Source organism: Bradyrhizobium sp. WSM2254, assembly GCF_000472645.1.
GTDB lineage: Bacteria > Pseudomonadota > Alphaproteobacteria > Rhizobiales > Xanthobacteraceae > Bradyrhizobium > Bradyrhizobium niftali.
Genome location: NZ_AXAB01000043.1, coordinates 43,866 through 59,713 on the forward strand (window position 1 = coordinate 43,866; position 15,848 = coordinate 59,713).

14 protein-coding genes are annotated in these 15,848 nt (G+C 65.1%); 7 read left to right on the forward strand and 7 right to left on the reverse strand.

Features of this window, described 5'->3' with window-relative positions; all coding sequences use genetic code 11:
• Window positions 1-25 precede the first annotated feature (25 nt).
• The 5 genes from A3M7_RS0128465 to A3M7_RS0128485 all read left to right on the forward strand — a co-directional run bounded on the left by A3M7_RS0128465 (window position 26) and on the right by A3M7_RS0128485 (window position 6,519).
• The gene (locus A3M7_RS0128465; RefSeq protein ID WP_027546976.1) at window positions 26-1,834 is read left to right on the forward strand and encodes a glucan ABC transporter ATP-binding protein/ permease; all 1,809 of its coding nucleotides are present in this window, start codon (window positions 26-28) and stop codon (window positions 1,832-1,834) included.
• A 190-nt stretch (window positions 1,835-2,024) separates the two neighbouring features.
• Window positions 2,025-3,479 (forward strand): D-alanyl-D-alanine carboxypeptidase family protein, encoded by a 1,455-nt coding sequence (locus A3M7_RS0128470; protein ID WP_027546977.1) that lies wholly within the window; start codon window positions 2,025-2,027, stop codon window positions 3,477-3,479.
• Window positions 3,480-3,669: 190 nt separating this feature from the next.
• Entirely contained in the window at window positions 3,670-5,355 is a 1,686-nt protein-coding gene (locus A3M7_RS0128475; protein WP_027546978.1) for a long-chain fatty acid--CoA ligase, read from the forward strand.
• A 15-nt stretch (window positions 5,356-5,370) separates the two neighbouring features.
• Complete coding sequence (locus A3M7_RS0128480) at window positions 5,371-5,925, forward strand: DUF924 family protein (protein WP_027546979.1); 555 nt, start codon at window positions 5,371-5,373, stop codon at window positions 5,923-5,925.
• A gap of 108 nt (window positions 5,926-6,033) precedes the next feature.
• Entirely contained in the window at window positions 6,034-6,519 is a 486-nt protein-coding gene (locus A3M7_RS0128485) for a peroxiredoxin (RefSeq protein WP_008543132.1), read from the forward strand.
• A 223-nt stretch (window positions 6,520-6,742) separates the two neighbouring features.
• Here the strand turns inward: A3M7_RS0128485 and rnhA are convergent, their stop codons facing one another.
• From rnhA to ispH, 3 genes are read right to left on the reverse strand one after another with little or no spacing between them, the layout of a single operon-like run.
• A complete protein-coding gene (gene rnhA / locus A3M7_RS0128490) occupies window positions 6,743-7,207 on the reverse strand; it encodes a ribonuclease HI (protein WP_011084134.1) in 465 nt (154 codons plus the stop codon).
• Window positions 7,204-8,187 (reverse strand): homoserine kinase, encoded by a 984-nt coding sequence (locus tag A3M7_RS0128495; protein ID WP_027546980.1) that lies wholly within the window; start codon window positions 8,185-8,187, stop codon window positions 7,204-7,206. Before A3M7_RS0128495 ends, rnhA begins: the two co-directional genes overlap by 4 nt.
• A 6-nt stretch (window positions 8,188-8,193) precedes the next feature.
• A complete protein-coding gene (gene ispH / locus A3M7_RS0128500; RefSeq protein WP_027546981.1) occupies window positions 8,194-9,162 on the reverse strand; it encodes a 4-hydroxy-3-methylbut-2-enyl diphosphate reductase in 969 nt (322 codons plus the stop codon).
• A 254-nt stretch (window positions 9,163-9,416) separates the two neighbouring features.
• Here ispH and A3M7_RS0128505 point away from each other — a divergent pair, with 254 nt between their 5' ends.
• Together A3M7_RS0128505 and A3M7_RS0128510 are read left to right on the forward strand one after the other, a co-directional pair.
• Window positions 9,417-10,112, forward strand: a complete 696-nt coding sequence (locus tag A3M7_RS0128505; RefSeq protein WP_027546982.1) for a DUF1013 domain-containing protein — start codon at window positions 9,417-9,419, stop codon at window positions 10,110-10,112.
• A 223-nt stretch (window positions 10,113-10,335) separates the two neighbouring features.
• Window positions 10,336-10,521, forward strand: coding sequence for a hypothetical protein (locus tag A3M7_RS0128510; RefSeq protein WP_027546983.1), 186 nt, complete (start codon window positions 10,336-10,338; stop codon window positions 10,519-10,521).
• 68 nt (window positions 10,522-10,589) lie between these two features.
• On the opposite strand, the gene A3M7_RS0128515 is transcribed toward A3M7_RS0128510, so the two are convergent.
• The 4 genes from A3M7_RS0128515 to A3M7_RS0128530 form a co-directional block, all read right to left on the reverse strand.
• Window positions 10,590-11,336 (reverse strand): OmpW family protein, encoded by a 747-nt coding sequence (locus A3M7_RS0128515; protein ID WP_027546984.1) that lies wholly within the window; start codon window positions 11,334-11,336, stop codon window positions 10,590-10,592.
• 183 nt (window positions 11,337-11,519) lie between these two features.
• Window positions 11,520-11,786 (reverse strand): hypothetical protein, encoded by a 267-nt coding sequence (locus A3M7_RS0128520; RefSeq protein ID WP_027546985.1) that lies wholly within the window; start codon window positions 11,784-11,786, stop codon window positions 11,520-11,522.
• Window positions 11,787-11,909: 123 nt separating this feature from the next.
• On the reverse strand, window positions 11,910-13,820 hold the full coding sequence (locus A3M7_RS0128525) for a propionyl-CoA synthetase (protein ID WP_027546986.1): 1,911 nt from the start codon (window positions 13,818-13,820) through the stop codon (window positions 11,910-11,912).
• Window positions 13,821-14,154: 334 nt separating this feature from the next.
• Entirely contained in the window at window positions 14,155-15,540 is a 1,386-nt protein-coding gene (locus tag A3M7_RS0128530; RefSeq protein WP_027546987.1) for a tetratricopeptide repeat protein, read from the reverse strand.
• Between the last annotated feature and the right edge of the window lie 308 nt (window positions 15,541-15,848).

Sequence of the window (15,848 nt, forward strand, 5' to 3'; positions counted from 1 at the left end):
CTATCCGCCCGAGTTGCCGGTCCGCATGTCCATCTTCAGCCTTTACACCCGCGTTCTCGAGCTGCTCGGCAAGGAGGCGCGGCTGGGCTGGCTGCTGGCGTTTGCCAATCTCCTGCTCGCCGCCTCGCAATTCGCCGAGCCCGTACTGTTCGGCCGCATCGTCGACGTGCTCTCCGGCAAGTCGGTCGCCGGTTCGAACTCGGCATGGCCGTTCCTGCTGGCCTGGGTCGCGTTCGGGCTGTTCACCATCGCATGCAGCGCGCTCGTTGCGCTGCAAGCCGACCGGCTGTCCCACCGCCAGCGCCAGGCGGTGCTGACCGACTATTTCGAGCACATCCTGCAACTGCCGCTGACCTTCCACTCCGGCACCCATTCGGGCCGGCTGATGAAGGTGATGCTCAACGGCACCGACGCGCTGTGGCGGCTGTGGCTCGGCTTCTTCCGCGAGCACTTTGCCGCCATCCTCTCGGTCGTGGTGCTGCTGCCGCTGTCGCTCTATCTGAACTGGCGGCTCGCGATCCTCTTGTTCGTGCTCTGCGTCGTCTTCACGGCGCTGACGACTTTCGTGGTGCGCAAGACCTTCGGCATGCAGATGGAGGTCGAGGAGCACTACAGCGAGCTCTCGGCGCGCGCTTCCGATGCGCTCGGCAACGTCGCACTGGTGCAGAGTTTCGTCCGCGTCGAATCCGAGGTGAAGGGACTGCGCTCCGTCGCCGACGAGCTGCTGGCCGCACAGATGCCGGTGCTGTCCTGGTGGGCGCTCGTCACCGTCATCACGCGCGCCTCCACCACCATCACGGTGCTCGCGATCTTCTCGTTCGGCATCGCGCTGCACGACCAGGGGCTGACCTCGGTCGGCGAGATCGTGATGTTCGTGAGCTTTGCCACGCTCTTGATCCAGAAGCTCGAGCAGGTCGTGAGCTTCATCAACAACGTGTTCATGGAAGCGCCGCGCCTGCGCGAGTTCTTTGGCGTGCTCGATGCCGTGCCGGCGGTCCACGACCGTCCCGACGCGATCGATGCCGGACGCCTGTCCGGCCTCGTCGAGTTCAACGACGTCACCTTCTCCTATGACGGCAAGCGGCCGGCGGTCGAGGATCTCTCCTTCACCGCGCTGCCCGGCCAGACCATCGCACTGGTCGGCCCGACCGGCGCCGGCAAGTCCACCGCGATTGCGCTCTTGCATCGCGCCTTCGATCCGCAATCCGGCTTCATCAGGATCGACGGCATGGACGTGCGCGGCGTCACGCTGACCTCGCTGCGGCGGAACATCGGCGTCGTGTTCCAGGAGGCGCTCCTGTTCAACCGCTCGATCGCGGAGAATTTGCGCGTCGGCAAGCCGGACGCGACCGAAGCCGAGATGCGCAAGGCGGCCGAGCGCGCGCAGGCGCTCGAATTCATCGAGCGCAGCGGCGGGTTCGAGACCAATGCCGGCGAGCGCGGCCGCATGCTCTCCGGCGGCGAGCGGCAGCGGCTGTCGATCGCGCGTGCGCTGCTGAAGGACCCGCCGATCCTGATCCTGGACGAGGCGACCAGCGCGCTCGACGCCGTCACCGAGGCCAAGGTGAACGCCGCTCTCGAGGAAGTGATGAGGGGCCGCACCACCTTCGTGATCGCCCACCGCCTCTCCACCATTCGCAACGCAACACGGATCCTGGTGTTCGAGAACGGGCGCGTGATCGAAAGCGGAACTTTCGATGAACTCGTGGCCAAAGGCGGCCATTTTGCCGAGCTCGCCAGGGCCCAGTTCATGGTGCAGGAACAGTCACAAACGAATACACGGGCCAGCGTGACGGCGGCCGAGACTATTGCGACTGCGGCCAAGTCCCCATAGCAAGTCCCCGCAGGACCGCCGAAATTCGGCCTATTTCATTGCGGAATACCGCGCCGAAACCCCTATTCTCGACGCAAGAGCCGGTATAGGTTTGCGACGCCGCAAGCGGCGGCGCCGGAATTCAAAACCCGAAACTCAGATCACGAGAACCGTCCGGAACCGGCGGATCTCCAAGGACCGGAATCGGATAGTGCACGCCTTTCGCCCGCTGCTTCGCAAATCCCTGTTCAACCTGTTCGCCGTGGCCCTCGCATGTGCCGCGCTGCTCGCGCCACGCGCGGCAAGCGCCGAAGCGCTGCTGCTGATCGAAGCCGACAGCGGCAAGGTGTTGCAGGCGGATAACGCGACCATCCCCTGGTATCCGGCCTCCGTCACCAAGATCATGACCGCCTATGTCACGTTGAAGGCGGTGAAGGACGGCAGGCTCACGCTCGACACGCTGCTCACGGTGTCGCCGACGGCGGCCTCGCAGTCGCCGTCGAAAATGGGGTTCCGTCCGGGAACGCAGCTCACCGTCGACAACGCGTTGAAGATGATGATGGTCAAGTCGGCGAACGACATGGCCGTGGTGCTCGCCGAAGGCGTCGGCGGTTCGGTCGACGGCTTCTCCGCAATGATGAACGACACCGCCAGGAAGCTCGGCATGACGCAGACGAGCTACGTCAATCCGAACGGCCTGCCCGCCGATGGTCAGATCACGTCTGCGCGGGATCTCGGCATTCTCGCGCGCTCGTTCCTGCGCGACCTGCCGGAATACGAATACTTCGTGCACATCCCGGCGATCCGCTTCGGCAAGCGCGTCACGGGGAATTTCAACAAGCTGATCGGCCGCTATCCCGGCGCCGACGGCTTCAAGACCGGCTTCATCTGCGCTTCGGGCTACAACCTCGTCGCCTCGGCCACGCGCAACGGCCGCCGGCTGATCGCCGTTGTGCTCGGCGCCAATTCCGGAACGGCGCGCGCGGTGAAGGCGGCGCAGCTGCTGGAGCGCGGCTTCAGCCAGGACAATCTGTCGTGGCTGCGTCCCTCGCTCGGTACCGTCGAAAACCTCGTGCCGGTCGACGCATCGCCGCCGAACCTGCGCGACGACATGTGCGGCGGCCATCGCAAGCGGCCGGCGAGCGACGACGACGATGCGCTGATCGCGGCCAGTGGCGGCGCGACCGGATCGGGCTCCGCCACCGGCGGCGAGGCCCAGGTGACCTTCTTCACCGCCGGGCTTCAGCCGCCCCTGATGAAGGCTTCCGAGCTGATGGCCTCGGCGCCGGCGGCGGCCGAGCCCGTGCTGGTCTATACCGGCCCGACCCGCACCGGCACCGCCCTGATCGCCGCGGTCGCAGCCGATGCCGACCAGCAGGCCACGCCGAAGGCGCGTGGCAAGCGCGTCGCCAAGAAACCGGACGCAACCGACAAGCCGGCCGACAAGCCCAAGGACACCAAGACGGCGGCAGCGAAGCCGGGCGCCAAGGGTGATGCGAAGGGTGACGCAAAGGCTGACACCAAGACCGCAGCCAAACCCGCCGGCACCAAGCATGCCGCGGCGAAGCCCGCCGAGAAGCCCGCAGCAAGTGGCGATCAGGCGGCGAAGCCCGCCAAGCCCAAGGCCGCGACCAAGCCTCCGGCCAAGCCGGCCAACAACAGTTAACGCCCCTCGAAATTGAACCGCAGCCGCACTTCGCACTGCGGCAGCGCGGCTTGCGACGATTCCGGTAGCCACTTTCCGACCTTTGCCCTAAGCCACGACGGCTTGCCACCCGGTCCGGCAGGCTCGATACTGGCGGTAATGAGGCAAGCCCGAGATACAACGGGCTCTGGTGTAGGAGAGGGGAGTTTCCATGGAGCGCATCTGGCTTAAGCAATATCCGCCCGGCGTGCCCGCCGATATCGAGCCGACACAATACGCATCGCTGGTCGACCTTCTGGAGGAGAGCTTCACCAAGTTCGCCGACCGCAAGGCGTTCATCTGCATGGACAAGTCGATCAGCTACCGCGACCTCGACCAGATGTCGGTTGCGCTGGCCGCCTATCTGCAAGGCCGCGGGCTCCAGCGCGGCGCCCGCGTCGCCATCATGATGCCGAACGTTCTGCAATATCCGGTCGCCACCGCCGCGGTGCTGCGCGCCGGCTTTGCGGTGGTCAACGTCAATCCGCTCTACACGCCGCGCGAGCTCGAGCATCAGCTCAAGGATTCCGGCGCCGAAGCCATCATCGTGCTGGAGAATTTTGCCCACACCGTCGAGCAGGTGATCGCGAAGACATCGGTGAAGCACGTCATCGTCGCCAGCATGGGCGACCTGCTCGGCTTCAAGGGCGTGATCGTCAACCTCGTCGTCCGCCGCGTCAAGAAAATGGTCCCGGCCTGGTCGTTGCCGGGCGCCGTGTCCTTCAACGACGCGCTCTCGGCCGGCCGCGGCTTGACGTTCAACAAGCCGAAGCTGTCGCCCGGCGACGTCGCCTTCCTGCAATATACCGGCGGCACCACCGGCGTCTCCAAGGGCGCGACGCTGCTCCACCGCAACATCGTCGCCAACGTGCTGCAGAACGATGCCTGGCTCCAGCCGGCGCTGGCGCAGCCGCCGCAGATCGACCAGCTCCTGATCGTCTGCGCGCTGCCGCTCTATCACATCTTCGCGCTGACGGCCTGCTACCTGCTCGCGGTGCGCGCCGGCGGCTGCAATCTCCTGATCCCCAACCCGCGCGACATCGCGGGCTTCGTCAAGGAGCTGGCGAAGTACCAGGTCAACAGCTTCCCGGCCGTCAACACCCTCTACAACGGGCTGATGCATCATCCCGACTTCAAGAAGCTCGACTTCTCCAAGCTGAAGATCTCCAACGGCGGCGGCATGGCCGTGCAGCGGCCCGTGGCCGAGCAGTGGAAGGCGGTGACCGGCTGCTTCATCGCCGAAGGCTATGGCCTGTCGGAGACCTCGCCGACGCTGACCTGCAATCCGGCGACCACGAACGATTTCTCCGGCTCGATCGGCATCCCCGTGCCCTCGACCTATATTTCCATCCGCGACGACGACGGCAACGAGGTGCCGCTCGGCCAGGCGGGCGAGATCTGCGCCAAGGGCCCGCAGGTGATGTCGGGTTACTGGAACAGGCCGGAAGAGACCGCCAAGGTGATGACCGCGGACGGCTATTTCCGCACCGGCGACATCGGCGTGATGGACGAGAAGGGCTACACCAAGATCGTCGACCGCAAGAAGGACATGATCCTGGTCTCCGGCTTCAACGTCTATCCGAACGAGATCGAGGAAGTGATCGCGAGCCATCCGGGCGTGCTCGAATGCGCCGTGATCGGCATCCCAGATTCCAAGTCGGGCGAAGCGGTGAAGGCCTTCGTGGTGAAGAAGGACCAGAACCTCACCGCCGAGGCCTTGATCAAGTTCTGTCAGGAGCAGCTCACCGGCTACAAGGTGCCCAAGCACATCGAATTCCGCACCGACCTGCCGAAGACCAATGTCGGCAAGATCCTGCGCCGGCAGCTCCGCGACGAGAAGAAGGCGGAGGCGGCGTAGGGCTGCCGTTGAGCCATGACTGACGTCAGCGACATCGAGCCGGCCGGCATTCTCGCCTTCTGGCGCGAGGCCGGCCGTGAGCGCTGGTACAAGCACAGCGAGGCTTTCGACGCGGAGGTCAGGCGCCGCTTTCTCGCCCTCTGGCAGAAGGCGGCCGCCGGCGAACTGGCGTCATGGGAGGCAAGCGACGACGGCGCGCTCGCGCTCGTCATCGTGCTCGATCAGTTTCCCCGCAACATGTTTCGCGGCGATCCCAGGACGTTCTCCAGCGATGCGCTGGCGCGCGAAATTGCCCGCCGCGCCATCGCTCGGGGCGCGGATCGCAGGATCGATCCTGCCCTGCTCGAATTCCTCTACATGCCCTTCATGCATTCCGAGCACCTGCCCGACCAGCTGCACTGCATTGCGCTGTTTCAGGACGCCGACAATGCCGAGAACCTGAAATACGCGCGGGAGCACGCCGACATCATCCGCCGGTTCGGCCGCTTCCCCCACCGCAACCGGGTCCTCGGACGCCCGACCACCGAGGAAGAGCAGGCCTTCCTCGACAATGGCGGCTTTTCCGGCTGATGACATCACGGTGAAGGGCGGCAACCTTCGCCGCTTTCCCTGCCGGCAATATTGTGCAGGCCCGCCGCACGGTCTAGAAAGCGGGATCGATTTTCAGGGAGACTGACGATGGCGATCCAGACTGGCGACAAGCTGCCCGAGGCGAAATTCCGCGTGATGACGGCGGAAGGCCCGCAGGTGAAGACCACCGACGATATCTTCAAGGGCAAGAAGGTGGCGCTGTTCGCGGTGCCCGGCGCCTACACCGGCACCTGCCACAAGATGCATCTGCCGAGCATCTTCCTCAACGCCTATGCCATGAAGGACAAGGGCGTCGACACCATCGCCATCGTCTCCGTCAACGACGCCTTCGTCATGAACGCCTGGAAGCGTGACACCGACCAGCGCGACGAGGCGATCTTCCTCGCCGACGGCAACGCCGAGTTCGCCAAGGCGATCGGCATGGAGCTGGACGCCTCCGCCAACGGCCTCGGCATCCGCTCCAAGCGCTATTCGATGCTGGTCGAGGACGGCGTGGTCAAGAAGCTGAACCTCGAGGCGATGCCCGGCAAGGTCGAGGTGTCCGGCGGCGATACGCTGCTCGGGCAGCTGTAAGGCTGTAGCTGTAGGGCTGTCATCGCTTTCAGCCTCATCCACAACTGTCATCGCCCGCGAAGGCGGGCGATCCAGTACGCCGAGACCTCTCGGCTGAATTACAAGCGTCTCTGGAATACTGGATCGCCCGGTCAAGCCGGGCGATGACGGCGGAGAGCGTGGTGACGGTGCGTGGATGGCCGGGTCAAGCCCGGCTACGACGCGCGGAGAGAGCGAGCCCGCGCTACTCCGCCACCCTCTGCTGCAACCTCGCCTTCACGATCCCGTCCCGCGCCAACTGATCCGCGCGCTCGTTCTCGGGATGACCGGCGTGGCCCTTGACCCAGTGCCAGCGGACCTGATGCGCCTTCAGCGCGGCATCGAGACGCTGCCATAGCTCGACATTCTTGACCGGCTTCTTGTCGGCGGTGCGCCAGCCGTTGCGCTTCCAGCCGTGGATCCAGCCGGTGATGCCCTGCCGGACATACTGGCTGTCGGTGTAGAGATCGACGGTGCACGGCTTCTTCAACGCTTCGAGCGCGGAGATCGCCGCCATCAGCTCCATCTGGTTGTTGGTGGTGTGACGCTCGCCGCCGTTCAGCTCCTTCTCCTTGTCGCCGAACTTCAGGATCGCGCCCCAGCCGCCGGGCCCGGGATTTCCCGAGCAGGCGCCGTCGGTATAGATCGTGACAACGGGAAGCTCGCTCACGCGACCAGTCCTGACGGCATCAGCCCGTAGTCGCGCACGCTCGTGACGCTCTGGTGGAAGCGCAGCTTGCGGACATATTCCAGCGGATCCTTCGGCCTCACCAGCGCACCGGGCGGCACGTTGAGCCAGTCGACCAGCCGCGTCAGCAGGAAACGGATCGCGGCGCCGCGCGCCAGCAGCGGCAGCGCGGCCTCTTCCGCCTCCGAGAGCTTGCGCACGCGGCCATAGGCATTGAGGAAGGCGCGCGCCTTGGTGACGTTGAAGGAGTGATCCGGCTCGAAGCACCAGGCGTTGAGGCAGATCGCGACGTCATAGGCCAGCATGTCGTTGCAGGCGAAGGTGAAGTCGATGATCCCCGAGAGCTTGTCGCCGAGGAAGAAGACGTTGTCGTTGAAGAGGTCGGCGTGGATCACGCCCTCGGGCAGATTGGTCGGCCAGACCCCGCTCGCGAGATAGTCGAGCTCGGTCGCGAGAAACGCGCGCAAGTCCGGCTGCACCTCGTCGGCGCGGCTTGCGGCCGCATCGAACAACGGCCGCCAGCCCGCGACCGAGAGCGCGTTCGCGCGCTTGATCGCGAAATTGGCGCCGGCCAGATGCATCCTGGCCAGTCCCTCGCCGACGCCGGCGCAATGGGCCGCGTTCGGCTTGCGCGGCCAGACGCCTTCGAGAAAGGTGATGATCGCGGCGGGACGGCCCGACAGCTCGCGCAGCGCCTCGCCGTCTCGTCCCTTCACCGGCAGCGGACAATTGACGCCGTGCTCGGCGAGATGCGTCATCAGCGCGAGGAAGAACGGCAGATCGTTCTTCGCCACGCGCTTCTCGTAGAGCGTGAGGATGAACGATCCCTCGGTGGTGTGCAGCAGAAAGTTGGAATTCTCGACGCCCTCGGCGATGCCCTTGTAGGAGAGCAATTCGCCGAGATCGTATTGGCTCAGGAAATCCGCAAGCTCGTCGGCGGCGACGTCGGTGTAGACCGCCATAGAGGTCTACTCGGCGGCGGCTTCGGGGCGCACCTGGCGCGGCAGCGGGAAGAACTCGTTCTCTTCCGCGGCCGAGACAGTCTCCACATGCAGCGTGAAGCGCTCGGCGAACGCGTCCATGATCTCCTCGACGATCACCTCCGGCGCCGAGGCGCCCGCGGTGATGCCGAGGCTGGTGATGTTTTCGAACCGCTTCCAGTCGAGGTCGGCGGCGCGCTGCGCCAGCACCGCGATCGGGCAGCCCTCACGCTCGGCGACCTCGCGCAGGCGCTGCGAGTTCGACGAGTTCGGCGCGCCGACCACGATCAGGGCGTCCACCACCGGCGCCACCTTCTTCACCGCAAGCTGGCGGTTGGTGGTGGCGTAGCAGATGTCTTCCTTGTGCGGCCCGTTGATGTTCGGGAAACGCTCCTTGAGCAGCGCAACGATCTCCGCGGTGTCGTCGATCGACAGCGTGGTCTGGGTCACGAAGGCGAGGTTGTTGGGGTCCTTCGGGGTGATGGTCTTGGCGTCCTCGGCGGTCTCGATCAGGGTGACGGCACCGACGGGGAGCTGGCCGAGCGTGCCGACCACCTCGGGGTGGTGGGAATGGCCGATCAGGAAGATCTCGCGGCCGCGCTTGAAGTGGATCGCGGCCTCGCGGTGGACCTTGGTCACCAGCGGGCAGGTCGCGTCCAGCGAGAACAAATTGCGGGACTGGGCGTCGGCGGGAACCGATTTCGGCACGCCATGGGCCGAGAACACCACCGGCGCGGAGGTGTTTTCCGGGATTTCGGCCAGCTCCTCGACGAAGATGGCGCCCTTCTTCTTCAACCCGTCGACGACGTATTTATTATGCACAATCTCATGGCGAACATAGACGGGGGCACCGTATTTATCGAGCGCCCGTTCCACGGTGTCGATCGCCCGGACCACCCCGGCGCAGAAGCCGCGGGGAGAACAAAGCACGATCTTGAGGTCTGGTTTTGCTGACATTGAGCGATCTCGGGACCGAATCACCTCGCCAAATGGGGCGGGAAGCGGTCGATGGATGAATAGGGCTTGGGTACGGGCTTACGGCGACTTCAGAGGGAATTGGGCCCCCTTTCGGGCGCTGTCAAGGCACTATCTATAGCAGAACCATTGCGTGGCTACCCCCTCCGGGCTTATATAGCGCGAATTCCCAGTCATCGCTGATGACCACCGGCTTCGCCTCCAGAGGGGTGGGCGAAGCACAAAGGAGATTTGCCATGAGCAACGCACCTCTGATGCCCAAGGCGACCGCCGTCTGGCTGCTCGACAACACCGCGCTGACCTTCGACCAGGTCGCCGATTTCACCAAGATGCATCCCCTCGAGGTGCGCGCGATCGCCGACGGCGACGCGGCCCAGGGCATCAAGGGCATGGATCCCCTCTCCAACGGCCAGCTCACCCGCGAGGAGATCGAGAAGGGCGAGAAGAACCCGGATTACCGCCTCCGCCTCCAGGAGAGCAAGGTCGTGCTGCCGCCGCAGCCCAAGCGCAAGGGCCCGCGCTACACCCCGGTCTCGCGCCGCCACGAGCGCCCGAGCGCCATCCTCTGGCTGCTGCGCAACCACGCCGAGCTCAAGGACGCCCAGATCATGCGCCTGGTCGGCACCACCAAGAGCACGATCGCGAGCGTGCGCGACCGCACCCACTGGAACACCTCCTCGCTGACCCCGATCGATCCGGTCACCCTCGGCCTCTGCTCGCAGATCGAGCTCGATTTCGAGGTGGCCCGCGCGGCCAAGGAAAAGCCGATCGACGCGGCCTATGGCGGCGCGACCCTGCTGCCGGCCTCGGAGACCACCAAGAAGGACGAGTTCGAGCCGGCCGAGCGATCGAGCGACGACCTCAACGTCGACGCGGTTTTCGCCAAGCTGAAGACCCTCGGCGGCAAGAAGCAGGACGACGGGGAGGAGTAATTCTCCGTCCTCCGATTAACCATCGAACCGGATTTGAACGCGGCGGGCCACCCCGCCGCGTTTTTGTTTGGGCGTGCCGGCGCGTGTCGAAGCCTGCCTGGCAGATTCGCGGAGGCCGAGGCGAGAGGCTGCATGATCTCAACAGCCGGCCGGCGAGGCGTAGGTGGCCACCGTCGGGAACGATGCGTGTGATGTCGCATTGTTCCCGCGCGGAGGATCAAAGATGCAAGTCAACGAAGAACGCTTTGCCTTGATGCTTGGTCACGCGGCGCTGTCGGTCTGGGGTGAGATGCCCCGGGACATTCAGGAATCGCTGTTCGAGATCGCCGTACAAGGGCACCCCGAGGATCGCGACCCGCTCGCGAAGCTCCTGCACGATCGGCATCCCCGCACCGTGCATTCGGACTGACGGCATGCAGGATTGGTCGAACGGATCGACGCGGCGCCGGGGCCCCGCCCGGCGCCGCGTCGGCGGCATCAGAACTTGTAGGTGACGCCGGCGCCGACCAGCCACGGGTCGATATGCGCGGTGCCGGTGACGGGCAGGCCGCTGACGGTCGCGCTGTAATCCGGCCGCAGCCAGAGCTTCTTGACGTCGACGTTGAGACCCCAGTGCCGGTCGAGCATGTAGTCGAAGCCGAACTGCACGGCGCCGCCGAAGGCGTTGCTGACGTGCAGGCTCGTGGTGGTGGCGACGATCGCGGGCGGGCCGGCGATGGCGGCCGGCGCATTGGCGGCGGAATTGTTGAAGAACACGGTGTAGTTCACGCCGGCGCCGATATACGGCTTGAACGCACCGAAATTGTCGAAGTGATATTGCAGCGTCAGCGTCGGCGGCAGCAGCGTGGTCTTGCCGATCGGCAAATTCGCGAGCGAGCCGGTGCCGCTGATCGAATGCCTGGTCACACCGAGGATCAGCTCGGCCGCGATGTTCCTGGTGAAGAAATAGCTGATGTCGAGCTCGGGCACGACCTGGTCGCTGATCGAGAGACCGGAATTCGGCGACGACAGCGACGGCACGCCCGCGACGTTGACGGTCGAGCCGCCGGCATCGGGCAACACGCCGAGCACGCGCAGGCGCACCATCCAGGGATTGAAGCCTTCTACCTGTGGCGGCGCCTTCTTGTAGACCGGCAGGTCCGCGGCCTGCACCGATGCAAAAGTCCCCGCGAGCATCGCGCCGACCGTCGCGATCCGCGCCAAGTTTCTTGTCGTTCTCTGCATTTCAATCCCCTTCAGCCGTCTCTCGCGCATCGTTGCGCGACGTCAGCGTCAGAGCAGAAAGGGGATGGTGAAGGATTTGACGCCGATCAAATCAGGCGAAACGCGGCACGATTTGTGTCGCGGCGTTGCAGATGTGTCACGAGCAATGCGAGTAAACGACGCAGGATAGTGCCACGCCCGATCTCACGGCCGCTCGGGATGGTTCAGCATGTACTCGCCGAGATCGCGCTGGCGGCGGTCGGCGCGGGCGGTAGCGGCGCTGCGCTGGACGTCACGGTCCTTGCGGCAGGCCACATATTCCGGCGAGCCCGCCGCATAACCGCGGCTCTGGCACACTGCGTCGTCATCGTCGCCCCCCATCGCCACCGGCGTCTGGTAGCGCGCCGAGCAGGCGGAGAGTGCGATGGCCAGCAGGGAGATGGCCCCGTACTGCGCGAGCTTGGCTGACATTGGTCGATCCTGTCTCATTCGTCATTGCCGGGCTTGACCCGGCAATCCATCGAAATCAAGGCAATTGCTTGCTCATTGATGGATGCCCGGGTCAAGCCCGGGCATGACGACCGGAGGGCAAAGTCACACCCTCCCCTTCAACGCCTCCCCGATCTCGTCCAGCACCTTGGGGTCCTCGATCGTCGCGGGCATGGTCCAGGACTCGCCGTCGGCAATCTTCTTGATGGTGCCGCGCAAGATCTTGCCGGAGCGCGTCTTGGGCAGGCGGCCGACGGTGATGGCGAGCTTGAAGGCGGCGACGGGGCCGAGCTTGTCACGCACCAGCGCGATGATCTCCTTCTCGATCTCGCTGGGTGCGCGCTTCACGCCGGCCTTGAGCACCAGGAAGCCGCAGGGCACTTCGCCCTTGATCGCGTCCTTGACGCCGAGCACGGCGCATTCGGCGACGTCGGGATGCGAGGCCAGGATCTCCTCCATGCCGCCGGTGGACAGACGATGGCCGGCGACATTGATGATGTCGTCGGTGCGCCCCATCACCCAGACATAGCCGTCCTCGTCCTTGTAGCCGGCATCCGAGGTTTTGTAATAGCCGGGAAACTCGCTGAGGTAGGCTTCCTTGAAGCGCGAATCCTGATTCCACAGCGTCGGCAGGCAGCCCGGCGGCATCGGCAGCTTGATGACGATCGAGCCCATCTTGTTGGGACCGACGGGCTTGGCCGCTTCATCGACCACGTCGACCTGGTAGCCCGGCATCGGCACCGTCGGTGAGCCGTGCTTCACCGGCAGCATGCCGAGGCCGACCGGATTACCGGCGATGCACCAGCCGGTCTCGGTCTGCCACCAATGGTCGATGACAGGCACCTTCAGCTGCTGCTCCGCCCATTCCACCGTCGGCGGATCGGCACGCTCGCCGGCGAGGAACAGGGTGCGGAATGTCGAGAGGTCGTATTGCCGGATGAACTTTCCATCCGGATCCTCCTTGCGGATGGCGCGGAATGCGGTCGGCGCGGTGAACAGCGCCACCGCCTTGTGCTCGGAGATGACGCGCCAGAATGCGCCGGCATCGGGCGTGCCGACCGGCTTGCCCTCATACATGATCGAGGTCGCGCCATGCAGCAGCGGGCCGTAGACGATGTAGCTGTGGCCGACCACCCAGCCGATGTCGGAGCCGCACCACCAGACCTCGCCCGGCTTGACGCCATAGAGGTTGAACATCGACCATTTCACCGCGACCAGATGGCCGCCATTGTCGCGCACCACGCCCTTGGGAATGCCGGTGGTGCCCGAGGTGTAGAGAATGTAGAGCGGATCGGTCGCGGCGACCGGCACGCAAGGCGCCTTCTTGCCGTCGTTGATCGCCTTGCGGCGCAGGCTCGCCCAATCGTAGTCGCGGCCCGGCGCCAGGTCACAGGTGAGCTGCGGACGCTGCAGCACGATGCAGGCCTTCGGCTTGCTGCCAGCGAGCCTGATCGCCTCGTCGAGCAGCGGCTTGTACTGCACGATGCGGCCGGGCTCGATGCCGCAGCTCGCCGACAGGATCAGCTTCGGCTGCGCATCGTCGATGCGGGTGGCGAGCTCCTTCGCGGCAAAGCCGCCGAACACCACCGAGTGCACCGCGCCGATGCGCGCGCAGGCGAGCATCGCGACCACCGCCTCCGGCACCATCGGCATGTAAAGGATGACGCGGTCGCCCTTGGCGACGCCGAAATCCTGCATGATGGCGCCGAGCGCCTGCACCTCGTTCAGCAGCTCGGCATAGGTGAGCCTGGTGATCGAGCTCGTCAGCGGCGAATCATGGATCAGCGCGACCTGGTCGGCGCGGCCGCGTTCGACATGGCGGTCGAGCGCGTTGTAGCAGGTGTTGACCACGCCGCCGGTGAACCAGCGGCCGTAGGTTCCTTGCGAGGCATCAAAGATCGTCTTCGGCGGCTCGATCCAGTCGATCTCCTTGGCCGCCTCGGCCCAGAAGCCCTGGGGATCAGCCAGCGAGCGTGCATGGACCTCGTGATAGAGACTCGTTCCCTTGACGTTCATGCCCGCGCTCCCGTTCCCTTTATTCGCCTGGCCTTGACCTGACCGACAGGACGAGCGTCCCGCCATGACAGGGATCAAGTGCCGGTGTTGTTTGAGGGGTATTTTCCCGGGAACGGGCCGCGGTTCAAGCTGAAAAGGATGGGCCTTTCGGGACGGAGGGAAGAAAGGCCATCGAGGCAAGCTGGAGCCACAACAAAGGTGAGCCCTCTCCCCCCTTGCGGGGGAGAGCGGGAGAGAGGGGTGGCCACGAACTCAGTCTAGAGTTTGTGGCCACCCCTCTCCCTAACCCTCCCCCGCAAGGGGGGAGGGAACGCAGTGTGCGCGTAGAGGCTTCTCAGCTCTCCATCGCGTTCAGCCGCTGCAACCGTTCCTGCATGATCTTCCTCAGATCATAGCCGGGCCGGCCAAAGCTGGCGTTACGGGTGGCGAGGAAATCGCGCTGGGTACGGCGCAGATCGCCGGCCGAACGCTTGCTCGCGGATTTCAGCACGCGCTCATAGGTCTCGGCGATCTGGCGGTCGAGCACGCCGAGCTGCGGATCGGCGCAGATCACCTTCTCGACCTCGCGCTTTGCGGTCGCGCAATCGAACGAGGGACCGTTGCCGGAATTCGCCGCGAGCGGACGCCGCGGCTCATCGCCGAATTTCGCGATCTCCGCGATCATGCTGCGGCGACCGTTGGCCGCGTTGTCGTTGCCGGGGTCGAGCTTCAGCGCGGTCTCGTAATCGGCCAGCGCCTTCCTGCGCTCGCCCATCTTCTTGTAGAGCACGGCGCGGTTGTTGTAGGTCTGCGCGAAATTCGGGTCGAGCTTCAGCGCAGCCTCGTAGTCGCTCAACGCCGCTCCGAGCTCGCCCTTGAGCTGATAGGAATCGCCTCGGTTGGTGAAGAAGTTCGGCTTCGGCGCCAGCCGCAACGCCTGGTCGTAATCCGCGATCGCCTTGTCGTACTCACCCATTGCGGCCAGCACCAGGCCGCGATTGTCGTAATATTCGGGGACCTTCGGATCGAGCCTGATCGCCTCGCCGTCATCGGCGACCGCCTTGTCGAGCTGGCCGAGCTTCTTGTAGGCCGCGCCGCGATTGGTGTAGGTGCGCGGCCGGTTCGGATCGAGCCGCAGCGCCTCGCTGAGATCGCGGATCGCCTTCTCGTTGTCGCCGCCGAGATAATAGGTCACGCCGCGGTCGGACCAGGCCTGCGCGTCATCCGGCTTCAGCTTGATCGCCTGGTCGTAATCGGCGAGCGCGCGGTCGAGCCGGCGCTGATTGGTGTAGACGACACCGCGCCGCTCGTAAGACTCCGCATCCTGCGGATCGAGCTCGATCGCCTTGGTCAGATCGGCCGCGGCGCGATTGAGGTCGCCGCCGGCCTCGCGCAGCAGGTCGCCGCGCAGGCGCCATGCCTTTGCGTTCTTGCCGTCCAGCGCGATGGCGCGGTCGATATCCCGCAGCGCCTGCGTGAGGCCGCCTGAGGTTCGCGCATTGGCGTCGGCGCGCACCAGCAGCGCGGTGGCGCGGTCGGACGATGAATTCGAGGTCTGGTCGATGATGGCGCTGCACGCCGTGATCAGTTCGGCGGGAGCGGTCTTGCTGCCCATCACGCAATCGGTGCCGGCCGAGGCCGGAGCGATGAGGGCAAGGCTTATGGCCGCGCCGAGGAAGAAGGCGCGAGGCGAGATTTTGGCAAACGAGGGCATCTGCGCGGAAGAATGCATGCCGCACATGGCATAGGGCTCCGTGACGTCGGGTTCTCACCGTTGTCGCGGCCATGCAGCAACCGGTTCAAGCGGTGAGGTCGCCCGCGGTTCCAAGGCCGGTCGGCGCAGGCAGAGTCACGGGATCCATCGCACCGTATCGGAGCGCAGCGAAATCTCCAGTCTCTACCTGTGAGCGAATTCACAGACTTGTATCATTAATGAGGTGTATTGTGCGCCGGGCATTTCCGACCAGCCTCGAGACGTCGTGCTGAAACCAGTATCGGCATATTCCGAAATACTACTTAAAATAGTTGATTTCCCCAATTACATGCGGA